The 20,529-nt window shown below is 71.3% G+C and carries 24 protein-coding genes; 7 read left to right on the top strand and 17 right to left on the bottom strand.

Annotated elements, in window-relative coordinates; all coding sequences use genetic code 11:
- Positions 1-17 precede the first annotated feature (17 nt).
- Together NQU55_RS19325 and NQU55_RS19320 are read right to left on the bottom strand one after the other, a co-directional pair.
- Positions 18-302: an acyl carrier protein gene (locus tag NQU55_RS19325; RefSeq protein WP_256790897.1), complete on the bottom strand. Its 285-nt coding sequence runs from the start codon at positions 300-302 to the stop codon at positions 18-20.
- Positions 303-312: 10 nt separating this feature from the next.
- On the bottom strand, positions 313-1,326 hold the full coding sequence (locus tag NQU55_RS19320) for a beta-ketoacyl-ACP synthase III (protein WP_168097039.1): 1,014 nt from the start codon (positions 1,324-1,326) through the stop codon (positions 313-315).
- Between the two features lie 319 nt (positions 1,327-1,645).
- Between NQU55_RS19320 and NQU55_RS19315 the strand changes: the two genes are divergently transcribed.
- Entirely contained in the window at positions 1,646-2,875 is a 1,230-nt protein-coding gene (locus NQU55_RS19315; RefSeq protein ID WP_256790896.1) for a cytochrome P450 family protein, read from the top strand.
- Here NQU55_RS19315 and NQU55_RS19310 read toward each other — a convergent pair.
- From NQU55_RS19310 to NQU55_RS19300, 3 genes are read right to left on the bottom strand one after another with little or no spacing between them, the layout of a single operon-like run.
- Positions 2,870-3,652, bottom strand: a complete 783-nt coding sequence (locus NQU55_RS19310; RefSeq protein WP_168096127.1) for a class I SAM-dependent methyltransferase — start codon at positions 3,650-3,652, stop codon at positions 2,870-2,872. The genes NQU55_RS19315 and NQU55_RS19310 overlap by 6 nt on opposite strands.
- Before the next feature lie 6 nt (positions 3,653-3,658).
- The gene (locus NQU55_RS19305; RefSeq protein ID WP_168096126.1) at positions 3,659-4,867 is read right to left on the bottom strand and encodes a cytochrome P450; all 1,209 of its coding nucleotides are present in this window, start codon (positions 4,865-4,867) and stop codon (positions 3,659-3,661) included.
- 11 nt (positions 4,868-4,878) lie between these two features.
- A complete protein-coding gene (locus NQU55_RS19300; RefSeq protein ID WP_168096125.1) occupies positions 4,879-5,667 on the bottom strand; it encodes a tRNA-dependent cyclodipeptide synthase in 789 nt (262 codons plus the stop codon).
- A 276-nt stretch (positions 5,668-5,943) separates the two neighbouring features.
- Here NQU55_RS19300 and NQU55_RS19295 point away from each other — a divergent pair, with 276 nt between their 5' ends.
- Both NQU55_RS19295 and rox read left to right on the top strand, forming a co-directional pair.
- On the top strand, positions 5,944-6,477 hold the full coding sequence (locus NQU55_RS19295; RefSeq protein WP_168096124.1) for a hypothetical protein: 534 nt from the start codon (positions 5,944-5,946) through the stop codon (positions 6,475-6,477).
- A gap of 196 nt (positions 6,478-6,673) precedes the next feature.
- Complete coding sequence (gene rox / locus NQU55_RS19290; RefSeq protein WP_256790895.1) at positions 6,674-8,101, top strand: rifampin monooxygenase; 1,428 nt, start codon at positions 6,674-6,676, stop codon at positions 8,099-8,101.
- 76 nt (positions 8,102-8,177) lie between these two features.
- Here rox and NQU55_RS19285 read toward each other — a convergent pair whose 3' ends face one another.
- Both NQU55_RS19285 and NQU55_RS19280 read right to left on the bottom strand, forming a co-directional pair.
- Positions 8,178-8,513: a thioredoxin family protein gene (locus NQU55_RS19285; protein ID WP_168094623.1), complete on the bottom strand. Its 336-nt coding sequence runs from the start codon at positions 8,511-8,513 to the stop codon at positions 8,178-8,180.
- A 204-nt stretch (positions 8,514-8,717) separates the two neighbouring features.
- A complete protein-coding gene (locus NQU55_RS19280) occupies positions 8,718-10,022 on the bottom strand; it encodes a YhgE/Pip domain-containing protein (protein WP_168094622.1) in 1,305 nt (434 codons plus the stop codon).
- 134 nt (positions 10,023-10,156) lie between these two features.
- Here NQU55_RS19280 and NQU55_RS19275 point away from each other — a divergent pair, with 134 nt between their 5' ends.
- Both NQU55_RS19275 and NQU55_RS19270 read left to right on the top strand, forming a co-directional pair.
- The gene (locus tag NQU55_RS19275; RefSeq protein WP_168094621.1) at positions 10,157-10,831 is read left to right on the top strand and encodes a MerR family transcriptional regulator; all 675 of its coding nucleotides are present in this window, start codon (positions 10,157-10,159) and stop codon (positions 10,829-10,831) included.
- 112 nt (positions 10,832-10,943) lie between these two features.
- Positions 10,944-11,915 carry an SDR family NAD(P)-dependent oxidoreductase gene (locus NQU55_RS19270; RefSeq protein ID WP_168094620.1) on the top strand — a complete coding sequence of 324 codons (972 nt, stop codon included), beginning with the start codon at positions 10,944-10,946 and terminating at the stop codon, positions 11,913-11,915.
- 37 nt (positions 11,916-11,952) lie between these two features.
- Here the strand turns inward: NQU55_RS19270 and NQU55_RS19265 are convergent, their stop codons facing one another.
- The 10 genes from NQU55_RS19265 to NQU55_RS19220 form a co-directional block, all read right to left on the bottom strand.
- Positions 11,953-12,351, bottom strand: coding sequence for a gas vesicle protein K (locus tag NQU55_RS19265; RefSeq protein ID WP_168094619.1), 399 nt, complete (start codon positions 12,349-12,351; stop codon positions 11,953-11,955).
- On the bottom strand, positions 12,338-12,592 hold the full coding sequence (locus NQU55_RS19260; RefSeq protein ID WP_168094618.1) for a gas vesicle protein: 255 nt from the start codon (positions 12,590-12,592) through the stop codon (positions 12,338-12,340). Before NQU55_RS19260 ends, NQU55_RS19265 begins: the two co-directional genes overlap by 14 nt.
- Entirely contained in the window at positions 12,589-13,392 is an 804-nt protein-coding gene (locus tag NQU55_RS19255) for a GvpL/GvpF family gas vesicle protein (RefSeq protein WP_168094617.1), read from the bottom strand. Before NQU55_RS19255 ends, NQU55_RS19260 begins: the two co-directional genes overlap by 4 nt.
- A 24-nt stretch (positions 13,393-13,416) precedes the next feature.
- Complete coding sequence (locus NQU55_RS19250) at positions 13,417-14,013, bottom strand: gas vesicle protein (RefSeq protein ID WP_168094616.1); 597 nt, start codon at positions 14,011-14,013, stop codon at positions 13,417-13,419.
- A 53-nt stretch (positions 14,014-14,066) separates the two neighbouring features.
- On the bottom strand, positions 14,067-15,137 hold the full coding sequence (locus tag NQU55_RS19245; protein WP_168094615.1) for an SRPBCC family protein: 1,071 nt from the start codon (positions 15,135-15,137) through the stop codon (positions 14,067-14,069).
- Positions 15,130-15,735, bottom strand: a complete 606-nt coding sequence (locus NQU55_RS19240) for an ABC transporter substrate-binding protein (RefSeq protein ID WP_168094614.1) — start codon at positions 15,733-15,735, stop codon at positions 15,130-15,132. The genes NQU55_RS19245 and NQU55_RS19240 overlap by 8 nt, the downstream gene beginning before the upstream one ends.
- Before the next feature lie 64 nt (positions 15,736-15,799).
- Positions 15,800-16,042: a gas vesicle protein GvpG gene (locus NQU55_RS19235; RefSeq protein WP_168094613.1), complete on the bottom strand. Its 243-nt coding sequence runs from the start codon at positions 16,040-16,042 to the stop codon at positions 15,800-15,802.
- Between the two features lie 23 nt (positions 16,043-16,065).
- A complete protein-coding gene (locus NQU55_RS19230; protein WP_168094612.1) occupies positions 16,066-16,779 on the bottom strand; it encodes a GvpL/GvpF family gas vesicle protein in 714 nt (237 codons plus the stop codon).
- Positions 16,780-16,782: 3 nt separating this feature from the next.
- Positions 16,783-17,250 carry a gas vesicle structural protein GvpA gene (locus NQU55_RS19225; protein WP_372504749.1) on the bottom strand — a complete coding sequence of 156 codons (468 nt, stop codon included), beginning with the start codon at positions 17,248-17,250 and terminating at the stop codon, positions 16,783-16,785.
- A 111-nt stretch (positions 17,251-17,361) separates the two neighbouring features.
- Positions 17,362-17,694 (bottom strand): gas vesicle protein GvpO, encoded by a 333-nt coding sequence (locus NQU55_RS19220; RefSeq protein ID WP_372504748.1) that lies wholly within the window; start codon positions 17,692-17,694, stop codon positions 17,362-17,364.
- A gap of 278 nt (positions 17,695-17,972) precedes the next feature.
- On the opposite strand from NQU55_RS19220, the gene ubiG reads away from it, so the two are divergent.
- Together ubiG and NQU55_RS19210 are read left to right on the top strand one after the other, a co-directional pair.
- Positions 17,973-18,680, top strand: a complete 708-nt coding sequence (ubiG, locus tag NQU55_RS19215; RefSeq protein ID WP_168095532.1) for a bifunctional 2-polyprenyl-6-hydroxyphenol methylase/3-demethylubiquinol 3-O-methyltransferase UbiG — start codon at positions 17,973-17,975, stop codon at positions 18,678-18,680.
- A 162-nt stretch (positions 18,681-18,842) separates the two neighbouring features.
- Entirely contained in the window at positions 18,843-20,519 is a 1,677-nt protein-coding gene (locus NQU55_RS19210) for a purine-cytosine permease family protein (protein WP_168095531.1), read from the top strand.
- Positions 20,520-20,529 lie beyond the last annotated feature (10 nt).

Raw genomic sequence — 20,529 nt, 5'->3', positions numbered from 1 at the left:
GGCGGGGCGTTCGGGAGTCAGCCGATCGCAGATGTGTCCTGCTGCCGGTCGCCCGCCGTCTCCAGGGCCTGCTGTACGAGATCGGCCGTCTCCTGGAGCGTGGTGTCCCCGGAGGCCAGCGAGTCGTCCAGCTGGATCCTGTAGTGGTCGGAAACGGTCACGAACATTTCCACCTGCGCGATGGAGTCCAGTTCGAGGCTGTCGAACGAACGGCCGCCGGTCAGTTCCCCGGGATCGAGGTCGTAAGTGGTGGCCAGATAGTCGCGAATGAAGTCGAACGGCCGCTGAACCGGCTCCCCCATGAAAAACTCCCTACCGTCGTGCGGGTTTGAGATCGGGCCAGGACAACGCGACCGCCCCCCACACGGCGCCGCCTCCGAAGGCGGTCAGCAGCGTCCGCGTACCGGGGGCGACGGCCCTGGCCTCGATCAGATCGTCCATGACCAGAGGAATCGATGCCGAAGAGGTATTGCCGACTTTGTGAACGTTCCCGAAGCGGCTGGCGTCGGGCACTCCCACCAAGTCGGCCACCTTGTCCAGGATCCGCTGGTTGGCCTGGTGGCCGATGAACGCGCCGACGGAATCCACCGGCCATCCCGCCCTCTCCAGCAATTCCCGGGACACCTCGGTCATCCGGCGCACCGCGTGGGCGAACATCTGCGGCCCCCGCATCCGCAGACAGCGGTCCGCCACCGGCGCGGCACCACCGGGGTCGGGCCGGCGGGAGCCGCCGGCTTCGACCACGGCGAGGTCCTTCTGCGTGCCGTCGCTGCCCAGGCAGGTCGCCTGAACGGCGCCGGGCTCGTCGGGCTCGCCGCCGCGCAGCACCACGGCCCCGGCCCCGTCGGCGAAGACCACGGCGGTGCCGCGGTCCGAGGGATCGGTGATCGTCGACAGCGTCTCCGCGGCCAGGACCAGTACGCACTCCGCCGACCCCGACCGGATCCACGCGTCGCCCACGGCCAGCCCGTAGGTGAACCCCGAACAGGCCGCCGCGACGTCGAACGCCGGCAGGGTGCCCAGTCCCAGCCGGGCGGCGACCCACGGAGCCGTCGCCGGTGAATGGTGGTCGGGCGTCGTGGTCGTCAGGACGACGAGGTCCACGACCGGATCGCCGGCGCTGCGCAAGGCCGCACGGCCCGCTTCGACCGCGAGGTCCCCGGTGCTGTTTCCCGGTTCCACCCACCGTCTGCACCCGATCCCCGTCCTGCCGCGAATCCACTCGTCACTCGAACCGAGATGCGCAAGCGCCGGGTCGTCGTTACGGATCACGCGGGGAGGGAGGTGAGAACCGACCCCGGCCACGACGGAAGCGGAACTGGCCATACGAATCCCCCGGATCGACAGCAAGCCTGTGATCGTGCGTCAATCGTGCGCCACTGTATTTCACGCATTAAGTGCCCGTCAAAGGAATCGGGGACTCCTTCGGACGATCGTGTTTACCGTGCAACGAAAGTGCGATCATCGAACGAGCGGGCATGAGAATTCTTGTTCCGGCGGTGGATGTATGTGGCCGTGAGCTGTTTGATTTCCACTCGTTCCGTATTGGGGAATGCTTGCGCCCTGACCGCTTGAGACCTTGCGGTGCCGCGTCAGCGTGCGCGGAGACCACTCACCCGACCCGTGTGCCCCGGAGGCGCGAATCATGGCGGCCGAATGCGAGGGCGCAGAGCTGATGCGGATCGACGAATCAACGTACGGCGAAGACCCGCACGCCTTCTACGCGGCCATGCGCGCCGGATCCGCGGTCCGTCAGGTCGTCATGCCCGGCGGTCTCAAGGTGTGGCTCGTCAGCCGGTACGACGACGCGCGTGCGCTGCTGGCCGACCCCCGGCTCTCCAAGGACGTGGAAGTCGGCCGGCAGGCCATCATGCGCAACGCCACGGGAAAGGCCGGCCTCATGGCGTTCGCCATGGAACTGGTTTCCCACATGCTTAACTCCGACCCGCCCGACCACACCCGCCTCCGCAGTCTCGTGAACAAGGTCTTCACCGCCCGCGCCGTCGAACGCCTGCGTCCCAGGATCGAAGCGATCACCCACGAGATGCTGGACGCCATGGCCGGCAGGCAGTCCGCAGATCTCATGCGCGACTTCGCCTACCCCCTGCCCATGTCCGTACTGTGCGAACTGCTGGGCGTCCCCGTTCCCGACCGCGATCACTTCCACGGCTGGGTCCAGGCCCGGATGTCCGACGATCCGGCGCGCATGATGGCCGCCGCGCCCGGTCTCCTCGGCTACCTCCACCGGCTCGTCGACGCCAAGCGCCGCACGCCCGCGGCGGACCTCCTCACCGACCTGGTCCGCGCCGGCGACGACGACGGCCGGCTCAGCCCCCAGGAACTGGTCGCCGTGACCTTCCTCCTCCTGGTCGCCGGCCACGAGACGACCGTGAACCTCATCGGCAACGGCACCCTCGCGCTCCTGCGCCATCCCGACCAGCTCGCCGCCCTGCGCGCCGACCCGTCCTTGATGCCCTCGGCCGTCGAGGAGTTCCTCCGCTACGAGGGCCCCCTCAACACGGCCAGCCTGCGCTACACCACCGAGCCCCTCGACATCGGCGGAGTCACCATCCCCCGGCACGACCTGGTCTCCGTGGCCCTCACCTCCGCCAACAGGGACGATGCCCACTTCCCCGACGCCACCCGCCTCGACATCACCCGCAACCCCACCGGCCACCTCGCCTTCGGCCACGGCATCCACTACTGCGTCGGCGCACCCCTGGCCCGCCTGGAAGGACGCATCGCCTTCACCGCCCTGCTCGACCGGTTCCCCGAGCTCCACCTCGCCTGCGACGAGGGCGAACTCCGCTGGCGCGGCACCATGTTCCGGGAGCTGCAGGCACTCCCGGTGCGGTTCTCCACGGCGCGGTCATGACGCCACGGTGGCCTCCAGAATCAGCGCCTGCGGTGCGCGCAGGTACGCGGACCAGTAGGCGTCTCCGAGAAGCCTCCGGCCCCGGGGCGACACGGTCAGCGGGGACCAGGACGTGTCGGCGAAGCCCGCCGCGCGGGCGGCTCTTTCGTACGTCTTCCGCGACCACCAGTGCGCGGTGACGTGCAAGCGGCCGCCGGGGAGGAGCGCGTCCAGGGTGACGGGGGCGCCCTCCCGTTCTTCCGGCTGCGTCAGCGTGAAGCCGTAGGGGGCGTAGTAGGCGGCGCCCCGCCCGTAGTCCGGGTTGAGCGTGACGGCGACGAGTCGGCCTCCGGCGGGGCGCAGCGCGCGGCGGGCCGTGGCGAGGACGGCGGTGAGCTCCTGCTCGGAGCGGGCGTAGCACAGGACGTAGACGCTCAGGACGAGGTCGGTGCTGCCGTCGACGCCTGCCGCGGCCGGGCGGGTGGCGTCGGCGCGCACGTACCGGACGCCCACGGGCCGTGCCCGTTCGACGGCCCGCGCCGTGGCCAGTATGCCCGCGGAGCTGTCGACGCCGGTGACGCGGGCCGCGCCCCAGGCCGCCAGGCGACGGGTGTAGAGGCCCGAGCCGCACCCGAGGTCGAGCGCGTCGAGCCCGGTGACGTCACCGACGGCCTCGCGGACCGAGTGGTGCTCCAGGTATTCGCGGAAGGGCAGCCGGGCGGATTCCTCGTAGAGGGCACCCAGGGCGTCGAACGCATCCGTTCCTCCGGCCGCGTTCACCGTGTTGAGGTCGCTCATACGGGACTACCTCCAGACGACGGGAAGGGTGGCGGGCCGGATGAACATGGAGGTGGTGTCCCAGGCGATCTCCCGGGGTGACACGGCGAGCTCCAGACCGGGCAGGCGCTCGAACAGGGCGTGGTAGGCGACGGTCAGGGCAGTGCGCGCCTGGGCGGCGCCGAGGCAGTAGTGGGGGCCCGCTCCGAAGGTGGGGTCGGCGTTCTCCCGCCGCTGGACGTGGAACCTGGCGGGGTTGCGGTAGTGGGCGGGGTCCCAGGTGGCGCCGAGCATCGTGGCGCACACGGCGTCGCCCTCGCGGATGAGCGTGCCGTGCAGTTCGACGTCCTCCAGGGCGATGCGCGGCAGTCCGAGGACGCCGTTGTGGTGGTACCGCAGCACCTCCTCGACCGCGGCCGGCCACAGGGCCGGATCCGCGAGGCAGCGCAGGAGCTGGCCGCGGTGGAGCAGGAGCGTCAGAGGGCCGGTGGCCATGGGGGAGACCAACGATTCCACGCCGGTGACGAGCAGGTAGGAGGCCGTCCCGTACAGCTCCTCCTCGGTGATGTCCCCCGCTTGATGTGCTGTCAGAAGGGCGCCCAAGGGGTCGTCGCGTCCGGAGCGATCGGCACGGCGAAGGTCGACGACCCGCCGCGTGAAATCGGTGACGGCCTCGGTCGCGGCGGCCACGTCGCCACGGTCGGCGGCGAAGCTCGACTGCACGGCGAACCCCGCTGCGCCCTCTTCCCACAGCGACCGGGGAACGCGCAGAAGCGCACAGGCCAGCCGCGGCGGGAGGGGAGCGGCGAAGGCCTCCATGAGGTCGCAGGGATTGGGACCGCGGGCCATCTCGCCGAGGACCTCGTCGACCAGCGCGCGGATCACCGGGCGGCAGCGCGCGGCTGCCGTACGCGTGTAGTGGGGCGCGAGGATCCGGCGGAGCCGGGTGTGGTCCGGCGGGTCGAGGTTGAAGAGGGAACCGGGCACGGAGGTGAAGTCCTCGCCGACCACCCGCGGAGCCCCCGTGAAGGCGAGCCTGCGCGAGAAGCGCCGGTCGGCCAGGACCGAGCGGATGTCGTCCCCGCGTGTGAGCATCCAGGCCCGTGCCCCGGACGGCAGCAGCACGGGACAGACCGGATGGTGGGCCCGCGCCCAGTGGACGACGGGTGGCGGCGTGCCCATGGGGCCGAGGGTGAACGGGTAGCGCAGGGGCAGGGAAGGCGCGGTCGACGGCATCGGCAGGACGGTCACAGCGCCGCGGCCTCCCGGCCCGGGGGTACCCTGTACGGCCCGCCCTGTACCTCCTTTGCCACGCCGTCGGCGGACGACCACCCGGGCGCGACGACGACGAAGCCCTGCCCCGGGGAGGGAGACAGCGCGGAGCCGTCCTCCAGGAGCGACTCGATGAGCGGGATGCGCCGGTGGTAGACGAGGACCGAGGAGCCGACGCCGAAGATGCCGGGCGAGTCGAGCATGACCGGCAACTCCGCCCAGGCGTAACGGGCCGCGGTGTCCAGTGCCCCCTCGGACAGATCCGGATCCGGTACCGGCTGCGACGGGCCCCGATCCCGTACCCCGAGCGCACCGGCCACGGCCGCACGGGCGACGGCCCGGCATGCCGCGCGGACACCGGGATCGTGGTGGTACATGCGTTCCGCGATGCGGCGCAGTTGCCGGTATCGCGGCAGCGCCGCCAGGGACGTACCCGTGTGGACCCGGCCCTCGCCGCACCCGGCGCGCAGAAGCGCGCGTTGCGCCGGACCGCGGAGCTTCTTGACCGCCCGGCGCGCCCGGCCCACCGCCACGGACGGTTCCACTCCGGCGGCGATGAGGGTGTAGGCCGCCTCGTAGCTCGGGACGAACACGTCCACCGTGCGGAAGGTGCCGGCGGCCCACTCCACCAGGGACTCGACCCGCCGCGCCGTGAAGTAGCCGTTCCACGGCGACAGTCCGATCAGAGCGTGCTCGGCCGCCATGAGGTGGCGCCCGCACCGATTGGTGTAGGGAAGCGTGCGATGAGGGGGTGTGGTCTCCATGGGCTCGGTGGGTCTCCACGGCGGTGCGGGTTCGCGTCGGGGGTTCTCGCTGCGGGGTGCGCTGTCCGGTGGGCACATGGTGACGCAACGCCCGTGCCGCGGGCCGTATCCCACGCCGGTTGCAGCCGGTCCGCCGCCCGGGTCACTCCGGGCGCCGGTGCATTCGGGTGGCTTCACGCGCATCCCGCGTACGGCGGAACGCGGCGGGAGACTTCTCAGAGAGTTCTACGCGCGTGCGCATCAAGGGCCGCCTGCACCTCGAGAAAGGAAACCGGCATGCTGGGAGACAACCTGAACCCCGGGGAACTCGTCCGCTTCGGTGAAGGGCGTGGCGAGTACCACCTGACGGCCCGTGCGGCCGCGGCCTTGCAGGAAGCCGGGATCACGCTGCAGGCGCTGTCCCCCGGCGAAGCGCATGCCAATGGGAACGGCGGAGTGTCGCTTCCCATCACCGGCGGAGGCATCAGCCCGGACTTCACCCGGGGCAAGCTGCAGTGCAAGGGCGGCTTCGACTTCACCCACGGGGACGGCCGCACACTGCAGATCCGTGACCACTGGGCGGACGCGGCGGCCTCGCGCTACTACGCCACCGTCGACGGCCGCGAAGTGCCCTGGCTCGCCTTCCGTCTGGATTCGCAGGCGCTGTCACTGACCCCGGCCCGGCTGACGGCGAAGCTGCCGGTCACGTTGACCGAGGAGGGGGCCGCGTTGTTCACGGAGGTGCTGGGCATCTCCCCGGTCTCCGCGGGCGAGAGCCTCTTCGACACCGAGGGCCGGGTGCCGCTGATGAATACGCCGGTGGGCCTCTGACGCGAGCGGGGCCTCTGACGTAAGCGGTTCGAACACGAACGCCCTGGCGCACCCCCGCGCCGTATCCGCCTTCGGCCATGCAGGAGTGGACGCACCTCCCCCCACTTTCAACGTATAGCGCACGGGGGGCCTTGCGGCAAGGCCCCGGTCTTGGCGCACAATCACCGGCCGAAGGCGGAAACAAGGGGGAGAATTCGTGATCGACGTGATCGTGGTCGGCGGCGGGCCGACCGGTTTGATGCTGGCCGGTGAGCTGCGGCTGCACGGCGTGCACGTGGTCGTGCTGGAGAAGGAGGCCGAGCCGACCAGGTTCGTCCGCGCGCTCGGCCTGCATGCGCGCAGCATCGAGGTGATGGCCCAGCGCGGCCTGCTGGAGCGCTTCCTCGCACACGGCCGGCAGCACGCGGTCGGTGGCTTCTTCGCCGGCATCGGCAAGCCGTGGCCCGACCGGCTGGACACCGCGCATCCCTACGTCCTCGGCATCCCGCAGACCGTCACGGACCGTCTGCTGGCCGAGCACGCCACCGAGCTCGGCGCCGAGATCCGGCGCGGCTGCGAGGTGGCCGGGCTGAGCCAGGACGAGGACGGGGTGACCGTCGAGCTGACGGACGGCACGCGGCTGCGCTCGCGCTACGTCGTCGGGTGCGACGGCGGCCGCAGCGCGGTGCGCAAGCTGATCGGCGTCGGCTTCCCCGGCGAGCCCACCAGGGTCGAGACGCTGCTGGGCGAGATGGAGGTGGCCGAGGACCCGGCGACGGTGACCGCCGTCGTCACGGAAATCCGCAAGACCCAGCTGCGGTTCGGTGCCGGGCCCCTCGGGGGCGGGGTGTACCGCGTCGTGGTCCCCGCCGCGGGGGTGGCCGAGGACCGCACGGTCCAGCCGACGCTCGAGGAGTTCAAGCAGCAGCTGCGGGCGTTCTCGGGCACCGACTTCGGTGTGCACTCGCCGCGCTGGCTCTCCCGCTTCGGCGACGCCACCCGGCAGGCCGAGCGCTACCGGGTCGGCCGGGTGCTGCTGGCCGGCGACGCGGCGCACATCCACCCGCCGATCGGTGGGCAGGGGCTCAACCTCGGCATCCAGGACGCGTTCAACCTCGGCTGGAAACTGGCCGCCGAGGTGGGTGGATGGGCGCCGGAGGGGCTGCTGGACAGCTACCACACCGAGCGGCACCCGGTCGCCGCCGACGTCCTGGACAACACCCGTGCGCAGATGGAGCTGATCTCCCTCGAACCGGGAGCCCGGGCCGTGCGCCGGCTGCTGTCGGAGCTGATGGACTTCGAGGACGTGAACCGGTACCTGATCGAGAAGATCACCGCGATCAAGGTCCGCTACGACTTCGGCGAGGGGCACGAACTGCTCGGCCGGCGGCTGCGGGACGTGCAGCTGAAGCGGGGGCGCCTCTACGAGCTGATGCACGGCGGCCGCGGTCTGCTGCTCGACCGGACCGGCGGCCTTTCCGTGGACGGCTGGGCCGACCGGGTCGACCACGTCGTCGACGTCAGCGAGGAACTGGACGTGCCCGCGGTGCTGCTGCGGCCGGACGGTCACGTGGCGTGGGCCGGCGAAGACCAGGCGGGTCTGCTCGGCGAGTTGCCGAGGTGGTTCGGCGCCGCCGCGAGCTGAGTGCACGGTCGTGGCACCGTGTCCTCCCGGCTGCCGGTGTGCGCCCCCGGGCGCGGCCCCGGTGATCCGCGCAGCGTCACGCGGTGTCCGCCGTGCCCGCCGCGCTGATCAGCTCCCGCAGCGCTTCCGGACCGGGTGCGACGACTTCGGCGAGCCTGGTGCCGCTGCGGAACGCCATGACGACGGGGACCGGGCCCACGCCCGCCTTCTGGGCGACCTCGTACGCCTCGTCCAGGTCCACCGAACGGAATTCGGTGCCGGCGAATTCGGGAAGGTCGGAGAAGCGTTCGAGGAGGGGACCGGTCACGCGGCAGAGGGAGGCCCACGTCGCGCAGAAGAACACCACCACCGGCTTGTCCTGGCTGATCGTCTCCTCGAACTCGGCCAAGCTCGTCAGCGGTGTGATGGCCATGTCGTTCGTCCCTTCGTGACTCTTCCGGCGTGCATGGAGGGGGACAGCCCGTGTGCATCACCGTTCCACGGGTCCGGTGGTCGCGCACACCGGCCGCCCCGCCCGGCCGCCGGGAGCCGCGGACGAAAGTGAGCGGGGAGAACGAAAAACGAGCCCCGGGCGCTTGGCGCCCGGGGCTCACCGGTCCTTCTTCGCTGATGCCTTCTAGGCTGCGGCAGGCGCCGCCGCGGTGTCCGAGGACTCGTCCGGGCGGGGGACGCGGTGCAGGCCCTTGCGGTCGTACAGGCGCGTCATGCCGAAGCCGAAGAGCACGGAGGCGACCAGGGCGATGCCCATGGAGATCCACGCGCGGGTCAGGCCCGCGTCGCCCTGGGCGTCGTAGTACAGGATGGAGCGCGTGCCCCCGGTGATCGCCCGGAGCGGCTCGAACTCCGAGAGCGTGCGGAAGAAGCCGGGCAGCGCCTCGAGCGGCACGGTCGCTCCGGAGGACGGGACGGCCATGGCGATGAAGACGATGGTGGAGACCAGCATGCCGGGCGTGCCGAAGACGGCGAGCATGGCCAGGGCGCTGACGCCGACGGCCGCGATCGTGCCCACGGAGTAGAGCCACAGCAGGCCCAGGTGCGAGGCGTCCATGTCGAGGATGCCGACCGTGGCGAGCTCGACGAGGGATCCCATGACCACGGAGAGGCCGAGCATGAGGACCGTGCCGACGGCCAGCGTGCGGACGCGGCTCGTGTGCCGGAGGGGCATCCGCTGGCGGAAGGGGCCGAAGTCGGTGTGCACGTAGCCGAGCGCGGTGTCGACCTGGGAGCTGATGGCGTTGGCGCCGAGCACGCCGCAGACGACGAGGACCAGGGCGTAGTAGAAGGCGCTCAGACCCATGGCGCTGTGCGTGCCGAGCGGGTGGCCGTCCGCCACCTCGACGTTCACCGGGTCGGCGAGCATCAGCTTGGCGGCCGGAGCGAGCGGGGCCTTCTGGGCGGCGGCCCGGTCGAGGAGGTCCTTGCCGAGCCGGGCGGAGGCGGCGTGTGCCGCCTTCTGGTTCGCCTGGCTGGCCATGGAGGAGCCGATGCTGCCGGCGGACTGGTTGGTCAGCACCGTCAGGACCGGGCGCTTGGCCTCCGTCGCCTTCGGGTTGCTCAGCCCCGCCACCGTGGCGGTGAAGTTCTCCGGGACGACGAGTGCGCCGTAGACCTTGCCCTGGCCGAGCCGCTTGTCGGCCTCCTGCCGGCTGACGACCTGCCAGGAGAAGCTGTCGTTGTTCGCGGCGGACTTCTCGATCCCGGAGACGACCTGGTCGCCGAGGTTGAGGTGCTTGCCGTTGGTGTCGGCGCCGCGGTCGCTGTTGACCAGTGCGATGGGCAGGTCGCGCAGGTTGCCCTTGGGGTCCACGTTGCCACCGACGTACAGCAGGGCGAACAGGATGGAGACCACCGCGACGATGAGGCCTGAACCGATCCACAGCTTCGGGCTGCGGAGTACGGAAGAGGGCTCGGGGGAAGGCATATTCGCTCCGAGTTCTTACCTAGAGTAACTAGATACTGAAGGTATCCAGTAGCTAGATAGTGGCAGTATCTTCCAGGAGTGTCCAGTCGTCGCAGTAGGACGCCCGGCCGGCGCACCACCAGCAAGGAAGCCGCATGAAGATCTCCGAGCTCAGCCGCACGACCGGCGTGCCGGTCGCCAGCATCAAGTACTTCCGGCGGCAGGGCCTGCTGCCCGCCGGCAGGGCGACGGCCGCCACGCTGGCCGAGTACGGGCAGGAGCACGTCCAGCGCCTGCGGCTGATCAAGGCGCTGACCACCCTGGGCGGGCTGTCCATCGCCGCCACCCGCGACGTCCTCACCGCCGTCGACCAGGCGCACAGCACCGACAGTGCCCTCGGGGCGGTGAGCTACGCCCTGCCGGTGCCCGTCGCGGAGTCCCCGGTCGGCGACGCCGGCCGGGAGGCGGAGATCGGGTCGGCCGCGGAAGCGGAGGTGGCGGACCTGATCGCGGCCATGGACTGGCAGACGCCCGGCACCTCCCCCCACGTGGAGGGGCTCACGGCGGCGCTGCGGGAGCTCAGACGCCTCGACGCGGACTACCGGCCCGGCGAACTCGTCGCCTACGCGGAGCTGGCCCGTTCCATCGCCCGTCTGGACCTCGACCGCGCCGCCGCCTTCGACGAAGCCCCGGAGGCCCTGGCCGAACAGGCGGTCATCGTCTTCGCCCTCTCCGCTCCCGTGCTCGAACTGCTGCGGCGGCTGGCCCAGGAGGACCAGGTCCGCCGCCGCATCCCGAGCCTCCCGGGCGACGGTCCCCGCACCGGATGACAGCGGCGGCCACCGCTCGCGGTGCGTGCGCTCCACGCCGTGCGGGAGACGGACGTCCGTGCGAACGTGGAGACGATCCGGAGGAAGCAGCCGTGGAAGTGGAGGGCGGGCGATGGCCCACGCGCAGGATCGTGCCGACGGGCTCGCAGGGCGGTCCGCGCTCGTCACGGGCTCTTCCCGCGGCCTGGGCCTGCTGATCGCCCGCGAGCTCGCGCGCCGCGGCTGCCGGGTGATGCTGTGCGCCCGCGACGCGGAGGAGCTCTCCCGGGCCGAGGCCATGCTGCGCGAGGAAGGGGTGGAGGCCCGTTCGCTGACCTGCGACCTCACGGACGAGGCGACGCCCGGACGGCTGATCACGGCGGTCCGTGACGCCTTCGGCGGCGGTCCGGACATCCTCGTCAACAATGCCGGCGTCATCCAGGTCGGCCCCGTGAGCGCCATGACCGAGAGTGACTTCCGCCAGGCCATGGAGACGATGTACTTCGCTCCGCTGCGGCTGGTGCGGGCGGCGCTGCCCGGCATGCGCGAGAGCGGCGGCGGGCGGATCGTGAACGTCAGCTCCATCGGCGGCCGCGTCGCCGCCCCGCATCTGCTGCCTTACGTCGGTGCGAAATTCGCCGCGGCCGGACTGTCCGAAGGTCTGCGCGCCGAGCTGGCGGCGGACGGCATCAGCGTCACCTCCGTCTTTCCCGGCCTGATGCGCACCGGTTCCCACACGGCCGCGCGGTTCAGCGGCCGGCCGGCGAAGGAGTACGCCTGGTTCGCCGTCGCGGCGGGGCTGCCGGGGCTGTCGATGGATGCCGAAAGGGCCGCCCGGGCCATCGTGCGCGCCACCGAACGGCGCCGGCCCGAGCTCGTCCTGACCCCCGCGGCCAAGGCCGCCGTGCGGCTGCACGGGCTGGCCCCGGCGACGGTGACACGCTGCTTGACACTGGGCGCCCGGCTGCTCCCCACGGCGGGCGGGGCACCGCAGCACAACGTGCCCGGGCGCGAGGCCGCCCGCACGGCCCGCCCCGGCGTCATCCACCGGCTCACCCGGCTCAACGACCGCGCGGCCCGCCGCTTCAACCAGCAGGCCGGCTGAGCACGACCAGCAGGGCGGCCGAGCACTGCGCGCCCGGTCACAGAAGCCTGCCGAGGGGGCCGAGGTCGAGATTCAGGTCCTCCATCGTCAGCCCGTACCGTTCGCACAGCTCATCCATGCGGTCGTGGAGGAGCATCAGGGTGAGGCCGAGCCGTTCCTCCTGCTCCTCGGTGAGGCCGCCCTCGTCGACGCGGTGCAGCGCCTGGCGTTCCATCAGCTGGCGCAGGAGCTCGACGATGGTCAGCACGAGGCGGACGAGGTCCCGTTCGACCGTGTCGGGGTCGGTGTGCAGGCGCTCGGCGGCGGTGCGGCCGGGGGACTCCAGCGGCGGCGGGAGCTCGTCGGGGCGGGCGGGCGTCATCGACAGGGGGCGGGCAGCGGCCGGGGCGGCGTCCTGCCCGCGGTCCGGCGGGCGCCGGTCGTCACGCCCCGGCATGGTCGTCACCGCCTTCCGCCGGTCCGCCGCCCGGCAGCAGAGGCGCCCACGAATCCTCGGCGTGCTCGCGGACGGCCATGACCACGGCCCGCAGCGAAACGCGCACGAGGTCGATGTCGGCGACCGACAGGACGAGGTCGCCGCTGATGACGACGCCGCCGCTCAGCAGGCGGTCGAGGAGGTCGACCAGGGCCACCTGCCGCTGCGCCGGGGGACGGTCCTCGTCCTCGTACCAGGTCATCCCGGTGCCGCTCCCTCCTGCACGCCGGGTCCGGCGAAGGAGTACGGGGCCCAGGGCCCGGTGATGTCCACACGGATTCCGGGGGAGCCCTCGGCCGCCCGGTGCACGTGCCGCCGGAACTCCCCGGCGAGCTCGTGGGGGACGAGGTAGGCGTCGTTGGCGACGTTCTCGCCGCCCGTCCCCGCCAGGCGGCCCCGCTGCGGACGGTGCCTGGCCCGCTCGGAGGCCAGGCCGCGGACCTCGGCGTCGATGCGGCGGACCACTTCCTCCGCCGTCCGCCAGGCGTCCCGGCGCACCTGGTGCTGGTGACGGCGCTGCCGCAGGTAGGCGCGCCCGGGATCGGCCGCCTCGGCCGGTGCGGCGGCCGCCGGAGCGGCGGGTGCGGACGGGGCCGCCTCCACATAGACCTTCACGCCCCACTCCGCGTGGCCGGTCAGCCGGGCGAGCAACCCGGCGAACGCCTCCTGCCCCTCCTCCAGCACCCGCGCGACGCGCGTGTCGTCGAGGTAGACCGTGGCGAGCCGGAGCGGAAGGACGGTGGTGCGGGCGGCGAGGGACTCGACGACCGCGTGGTGCGCCCGCGCCGTGCGCTCCAGCCAGTCCAGGTCCTCCAGGTGTGCTTCGAGCGCCGCTTGCGAGAAGTCGGTCTCCGGTACGGAGCTGACGGCCGCCGCCAGCTCACCGGAGCGGACCAGAGCGACGGGACGGTCCGCCACGCCATGGACTCCGCCCAGCGCGGCGCGTTCGAGCGACGGGGAGAAGGGCACCACGGCGTACGCGTAGCAGAGGTTGCCGGCCATCGTTCCTCCCTCCGGAGCCCCGGCTCAGCCGCGGTCCTCGCCGCGGTCCTCCTCGGTCCGGGCCCGCCGCCTCCCACGGGCCGGTTCGCCGCCGCGGGCACGTTCTGCGCTCCGGGGAGGTGCGCCGTCACGCGCCCGCTCCGACGGCCGGCGGGGCCGCTCGGCCGGTCGCGCCCTTGCGGCGTCGGCGTCGAGGCCGGCGTCGGGGTCGGGACGGTGGGTACGGGAGGTGCCGCCCGGGTGAGCCTCGCCCCCGGGAAGCCCCGCCGGCGATTCGCCGGCCCGTTGCCGCAACCTCTTCACCTCGGCCCGCAACCGCTCGTTCTGTTCCCGGAGTTCGAGTTCGTGCGGTTCGTGCGCACGCGACGACAGCGCGGGGTCGTGCTCCCACCAGTCGATGCCGATCTCCTTCGCCTTGTCGACGGAGGCCACCAGGAGGCGGAGTTTGATGGTGAGCAGCTCGATGTCAAGCAGATTGATCTTGATGTCGCCGACGATGACGATGCCCTTGTCGAGCACGCGCTCGAGGATGTCGGCGAGGTTCGCACTGCCGCCGCCCTCCTGCCCGTAGGGGTAGAGCGAGCGCGTCGGGCTGACGGAAGAGGGCACGGGTTTGGTCACGGTGCGAGGCCTCCTCGATCATCTCCGGCCGTCTCCGGGCCGGCTCCCGGAACTCACCTCCGGGAGCGATGGGGCTCGGGCTCCTCCTCCTCGTACTCGTCGTCGTACCTGTCCTCGTAGGCTTCGTCGGACCGGTCGTCGTACTTCGCGTCGCTCCTGGCGTCCTCGTCCTCCTCGTCCTCCTCGTCGTAGGGTTCCCCGGACTCGCCGGCGCGGCGCGGTTCCTCGTCCCGGTACTCGTCCGCTTCTCCTTCGTATGCGTCCTCGCCCGGCTCACGGACCACCTCGCCGTCACGGATCTCCCCGCGCCACTCCCCGGTGGCCTCCCCGCGGACGGTCAGGAACGTGCGGTAGAGCTTCAGGTCGAGCCGGGCACGACGGCCCTGGGCCCGCAGCAGCGCTCCGGTCTTCTCGACCAGTCCTTGCGGGAAGTACTCCATGACCAGGAGCACCTTGGTGAGGTTGTCGGCGAGCGGGTGGAAGGTGACCACGCCCTTGGTGGTGCCTTTGGCGCCCTCGGACACCCACGCGATGCGTTCGTCCGGGACCATCTCGGTGACCATGCCCTGCCAGTGGCGGCTCGCCTTGGCGATCTTCACGTGCCACTGGGTCGTCGTGTCGTCCTCCTTCTCGACGTTCACGACGCCCTTGGCGAACCTGCCGAAGTCCTGGAACTGGGTCCACTGGTCGTACGCCTCGCGCACCGGTACGCCGACCTCCACGTCCTCGACGATCGTCAGGCTCCGGCCGCCGGACGGCGATCCCCGCCGCTTCTCGTCACGACGCTTGCCGGAGACCTCCTTGACCTTCTCCACGAGCGCGTCCTTGGCGTGCGAGGCGACCGCCGAGAGCACGGCCGCGCTGGGGGAGGCGCCCTCTTTGAGGCGCTGGCCGCCCTTTCCGATGGCGCCCACCAGCGCATGAGGCCCCAAGTGCGCTTCACCGAGCCGGGTCGCCGAGTCCTCCAGCCGGTGCACCATCTCCTCCAGCATGTGTTCGAGCCGTGCCTGGACGTAGGCCTCCGCCTCTTCCACCAGCCGGTTGGCGCCCGGGTTGCCCTGCACGCGCTCCCGCAGCCCGCCGGACGTCCCGGCGCCGCGCTGCGCTGCCTTGCGCTCAGTCATCACCCGACCTCCTCGTCCTGTGCGCGCCGTCGGAGGAACGGCTGCGGGCCTTGCCGTGCGTCTCCTCCTCGTGCGTCTCCCGCGTGCCGGAGGTCCCGCCCGGCTTCGAGGTCCGGTGCGCCGAGGCCGCCGTCCTGCTGTGGGACGACGAGGACGCCCGGTGCCCGGAGCCGCCGGAGGACGCCGAAGCCTTCTTCTCCCCGTGCTCCCCGTCGGCATGGCCCTTGCTCGTGCCGGTGCTCTTGCTCGTGTGCGCTGCCCGCCCGCCCGCGTGTGCGGCTGTGCCGCTGCCGCCCTTGCCCGGTTCCGCCTTCTCGCGCAGTCCGGTGGTCCTCTCGTGCAGGGAGTCGGCCAGGTGCTCGGCCTTGGCCGTCATCACGGACGTCGCCGCCGCCTTGCCCGCGGAGAGCAGTTCCTTGCGCACCTGGTCGTTGACGCTGCTGAGGAAGGGCGACTGGGCCAGCGTCTTGCCGATCTGCCCGGGTCTGACCCGCGATCCGGCCAGCATCGCGCCGAGCCCGAGGGCGAGCTTCGCCTTCTTCGTGCGCCCGAGCATGTAGCCGCCGAGTACGGCCGCGCCCATCTTGGCGTTGTTCATCATCTCCGCCTTCGCTTTCCCGGCGGGAAGGAAGCCGCGGCGAGCGCGGCGCCCGTCAGCCGCCTTACGGAAGCTGTTGCTGCCGCGCCGCCATCAGCCGCGCCAGCAGCTCGTCCTCTCGCTGCGCGAACTCCTCCTCCCCTATCCGGCCTTCCTCGCGCTCCCGCTCCAGACAGGTCAGTTCCTCCTGGAGGGCGGCGGGGTCGTTGAGTTCCTGCTCCGCCGCGAGGCGGACCTTGTCCACCACCCACCCGACGCCCCGGACCGGGGCGAGCGGCAGCGCCAGAAGCTCCAGAATCAGTCCCACTGCTGCTCCTTCCACCGTTCCGTTCAGGCGAAGCTGTACGGCGGCAGGGGTCCGCGCACGCGCACCTCGGCCACGGCCGCGCAGCGCTCGGCGAGTTCGGCGCCGGTCCGGGCGAACTCTTCCGCCTTGTCGTCGTCGACGAGGAACGAGGCGTTGAGGAAGTACCGGCCGGAGGGCGGTGAGAGCTGCTCGGAGCGGCTGAGCGGGCGCAGCGCCTCGACGACTTCGGCCGCCATGGCCTCCTGCCGGGCCTGCACCTCCTGCGCCACCAGTTGGCCGAGCGCCAGCCGGTCCTCGTAGGCGCCGCCGCCGTCCCGCGTCGCTTCGTTGAGCCTGCGGGCCTCCTCGGAGCCGGCCAGCACCTCGCGCAGCACCGCCTCCTCGTTCCCGACGGCCTTGACGTTGAACTCGACCCGCCCGGAAACCTCCGCGAGGCCGCGGGTGAACTGCTCGGCCCGCTCCCGCAGGACCGCACGCACGGTGTCCTCGTCCGGAGCGACGAAACCGAAGCTCAGCGGCAGCGTGCTGCCGTCCGCCCACAGGCTCTCCTGCACGGCGTGGTGGGCCTCAAGGTCCCGCCGTCCCGCCGCGAGGTCCTCGGGCGCCTCGCTCACCACTGCCCGCAGCGAGTCGTCACCGATCGCGTACAGCTCCGCGGGCGGATCCCCGACGCCGCTCACGCCGTCGAGGCGCAGGGGGTGGTCAGCCGTGGTGATCGCGTAGACGTACACCGGCATCGCTCATTCCTCCCTCGACCGCGAAGAGCGCCGGGGCCTGCGTTCGCTCTCCCTGCGGCGGTGCTCCCGCTCGACGGGCTCCCGCTCTCTTTCCGCGTCCTCTTCCGCGTCTTCGTCGTCGCCCTTGTGCAGCGAGTCCGTGATGGCCTCGACGGCCCCGGTCAGCACTCCCTTGCTCTTGGACTTGGCGCCGCCCTCGACGACGCCCTGCACCATCTCGGGGAGCTGGGCCGGGGCCTTGCGGCCGGCCTCCAGGTCGAGCCGGTTGCACGCCTCCGCGAACCGCAGGTACGTGTCGACACTGGCGACGACGATGCGGGCGTCGACCTTGAGCAGTTCGATGCCCACCAGGGAGACGCGCACGAAGGCGTCGATCACCAGGCCGCGGTCGAGGACCAGCTCCAGCACGTCGTAGAGGTTCCCGGACGGCCCGCCGCCCCCGGTCGGCAGCGCACCGCCCTGCGGAGTCACAGTCACGATCTCTTCCCTTCGTGAGTGCCGCGGCCGGACGCCGCCGGTGTGGTGTCGCGTTGCGGCGTCGCGTCGGTGACGAGGTCGTGTCGTGACGAAGGGCCCCCGCGCTCAGCGGGTGCGGTCGTTCCTGTCCGTCTGTGCGCGCGTGTATCGCTGCCCTCGCTCGTAGGCCAGCAGCCGGCCGGCGGGGTCCAGGGTGACCTGGTAGCTGGCCATCACGCTGGTCGTCTCGGGGATCCGTTCGACTTCCACGACTTCGACGCGAGCCTCCCAGCCCTCTTCGGTGGGCTTCAGCGCGGAGACGGAGTCGGGCCGCCGCCCGAGCAGCTCGGTCAGCTGCTCCGCCGCGCTGCGCATGGCCTCCGTGGCGGACGCACGGTCCGCCGGAGCCGTGTGCTCGCGGGAAGCCTTCGTCGCCTTCGGCTCGCGGTCGTTCGTGATCTTCACCTTCTCATGCTGTCAATCGTAATTATCCCCCCGGTCCCGTTGACAGGGAAGGTGCGTATGTGAATCAAACAGGATGAACTGAATCCAGGGACGGCCTCCGCAGCGATCGGATCGGCGGCCGCGGACGGAACGGAAGTGGATCGTCATCGACAGTAGCGGCGGCGTCGTGCGGAGACGCGGGCTGCGGGAGGTCCCGGTCCGTTGCCGTGCGGGCCGGTTCTCGTTGGTCAGGGGAGACGATGCCCACCGGTCGCAGGAACGGGGAGTGCAGGATGGGACGAGGCGACGGAGGAGCCGAGCTCTTCGAGGAGATGGCCCGTGACTGGTGGGCCGAGGATTCCCCGGCCGCGCCCTTGCGCGCCCTCAACCAGCCGCGGTTCGCCTTCTTCGACCGGTACGTCGACGGCGGCTGGGCCGGTCGGCGGGTACTGGACGTCGGATGCGGCGGGGGCTTCACCACCGAATACCTCGCCTCGCGCGGCGCGGTCGCCTCGGGGGTCGACGTTTCCCCGGCCCTGGTGCGCGCCGCCCGGAAGCACGCCGCGGAGTCCGGTCTGGACATCCGCTACGCCGTGGGAGCGGGGGAGCGCCTGCCGTTCGCCGACGGGTCCTTCTCGGTGGTCACCTGCCTTGACGTGCTGGAGCACGTGCCCGGCCCCGGCGAAGTGGTGTGCGAGATCCGTCGCGTACTGGCCCCGGGCGGAGTGTTCCTGTTCGACACGATCAACCGGACCTGGCGCTCCCGCTTGATCATGATCTGGGGACTGGAACACGTGCTGCGGGTGATCCCGCGCGGGACGCACGACTGGAACGACTTCATCACCCCGGCCGAGGCGACCGGTTACCTCGGCGCTGCCGGACTCACACCACTGGGCCGGATGGCCGGTCTGTTCGTGGTCGGCCGCCGTCCCGACGGCAGCTTCCGGACCCGCCTCTCCCGGGACCTCTCCTGCACCTACCTGGGCGCCGCCCGCCGTTGACCGCGGCGACTCACCCGGATCGCCCCGCTCATCCCGCCCACCCGGACGTGAACACGGAAACATCGCCTTCATGTTCGAGGCGGCGGCAGGAAATACGCCCTGCCTAGCGTTCCCCGTGGCCGGCTGCCAGCCGTTGCAGCCACTGCACGTCCAGGAGACCGCATGAGCAGTACCGAGCGACGATTGAAGGAACCCATCGGCAGCGAAGAGTCTCCGCAGGCCCGGGCCGACCTCGGGCACGCGGCCCGGGAGACCCTGGAGGACTACACCCTCCGGTTCGCCCCGCGCAGTTACCGCCGCTGGACCCCGATGGTGGTGGCGACCACGGCGATGGGCGGGATCGCATACCTGGCCGACTTCTCGATCGGCGCCGGCATCGGCCTCACCCACGGCACCGGGAACGCCCTGGCCGCGATCCTCGTCGCGGCCGTGGTCATCTTCGTCACCGGCTTTCCGCTCGCCTACTACGGGGCGCGCTACAACATCGACCTGGACCTGATCACCCGCGGCTCCGGCTTCGGCTACTACGGTTCGGTCCTGACCAGCGTCATCTTCGCCAGCTTCACCTTCATCTTCTTCGCCCTCGAAGGGTCGATCATGGCGCAGGGGCTGAAGCTGGGCCTGGGGCTGCCGCTGTGGCTCGGCTATCTGGTCTCGACGTTCATGGTGATCCCCCTGGTCGTCTACGGGATGAAGGCGCTCAGCAAGCTCCAGGTGTGGACGACGCCCGTCTGGTTGCTGCTGATGGTGGGTCCGCTGGTCTATCTGGTGGCCACCGACCCGGGCACGGTGGACCGCTGGCTGTCGTACGCGGGCACCGGCGGACAGGGAGGAGTGAACACCGCCTCGGTGCTGCTGGGTTCCGGCGTCTGCCTGTCACTGATCGCGCAGATCGGCGAACAGATCGACTACCTGCGCTTCATGCCTCCCCGTACGGACGCCAACCGCCGCGCCTGGTGGACGGCGGTCGTGGTGGCCGGTCCCGGCTGGGTCGTGCTCGGTGCGCTGAAACAGGCGATAGGGGTCTTCCTCGCCGTATACGTCATCGCCTCCGTGGGGCCGGCGGCCGCGGCCGAGCCCATCCAGCAGTTCAAGGCCGCCTTCGACGCGATGATGCCCTCGTGGCTGGTCCTTCCGCTGGCCGTGGTCCTGGTCGTGATCAGCCAGATCAAGATCAACGTGACGAACGCCTACTCCGGCTCACTGGCGTGGACCAACTCCTTCACCCGGCTGACCGGGCGCTACCCGGGCCGCATGGTGTTCGTCCTGCTCAACCTGGCCTTCGCGCTGGCGCTGATGGAGGCCGACATGTTCAGCTTCCTCAACCGCGTCCTGAGCTTCTACTCCAACTGCGCCATCGCCTGGGTCGTCACCGTGGCCACGGACATCATCGTGAACAAGTACGTGCTCGAACTCTCCCCGCACGCACCCGAGTTCCGGCGCGGCATGCTCTACGCCGTCAACCCCGTGGGCACGGTCGCCTTCGTCGCCGCCTCCGGCCTGTCGATCGCCATGTACTTCCACGCCCTGGGCGACACCCTCCAGCCCTACTCCCCGGTCGCGGCGGCACTGATCGCCCTCGTCCTCACCCCGCTGATGGCCGTACTGACCAAGGGGCGCTACTATCTGCGCCGCACCACGGACGGCATTGCCGAACCCCTGCTCGACGCGGACGGCAACCCGAGCGCCACGCTCTACGAGTGCCACGTGTGCCGGCAGGAGTTCGAGCGCCCGGACGTGGCCGCCTGCCGCACCCACGACGCCGTTGTCTGCTCCCTGTGCCTGAGCACCGACAGGATCGGCGACCACGTGCTCCCCGAGAGCGGCGGCGCCGCGTAACCGGCGCAGG

The organism is Streptomyces telluris (assembly GCF_024519335.1).
GTDB classification, from domain to species: Bacteria; Actinomycetota; Actinomycetes; order Streptomycetales; family Streptomycetaceae; genus Streptomyces; species Streptomyces telluris.
The sequence above is the reverse complement of the archived record's forward strand: the minus strand, read 5'-3'. Positions and strand labels throughout refer to the sequence as shown.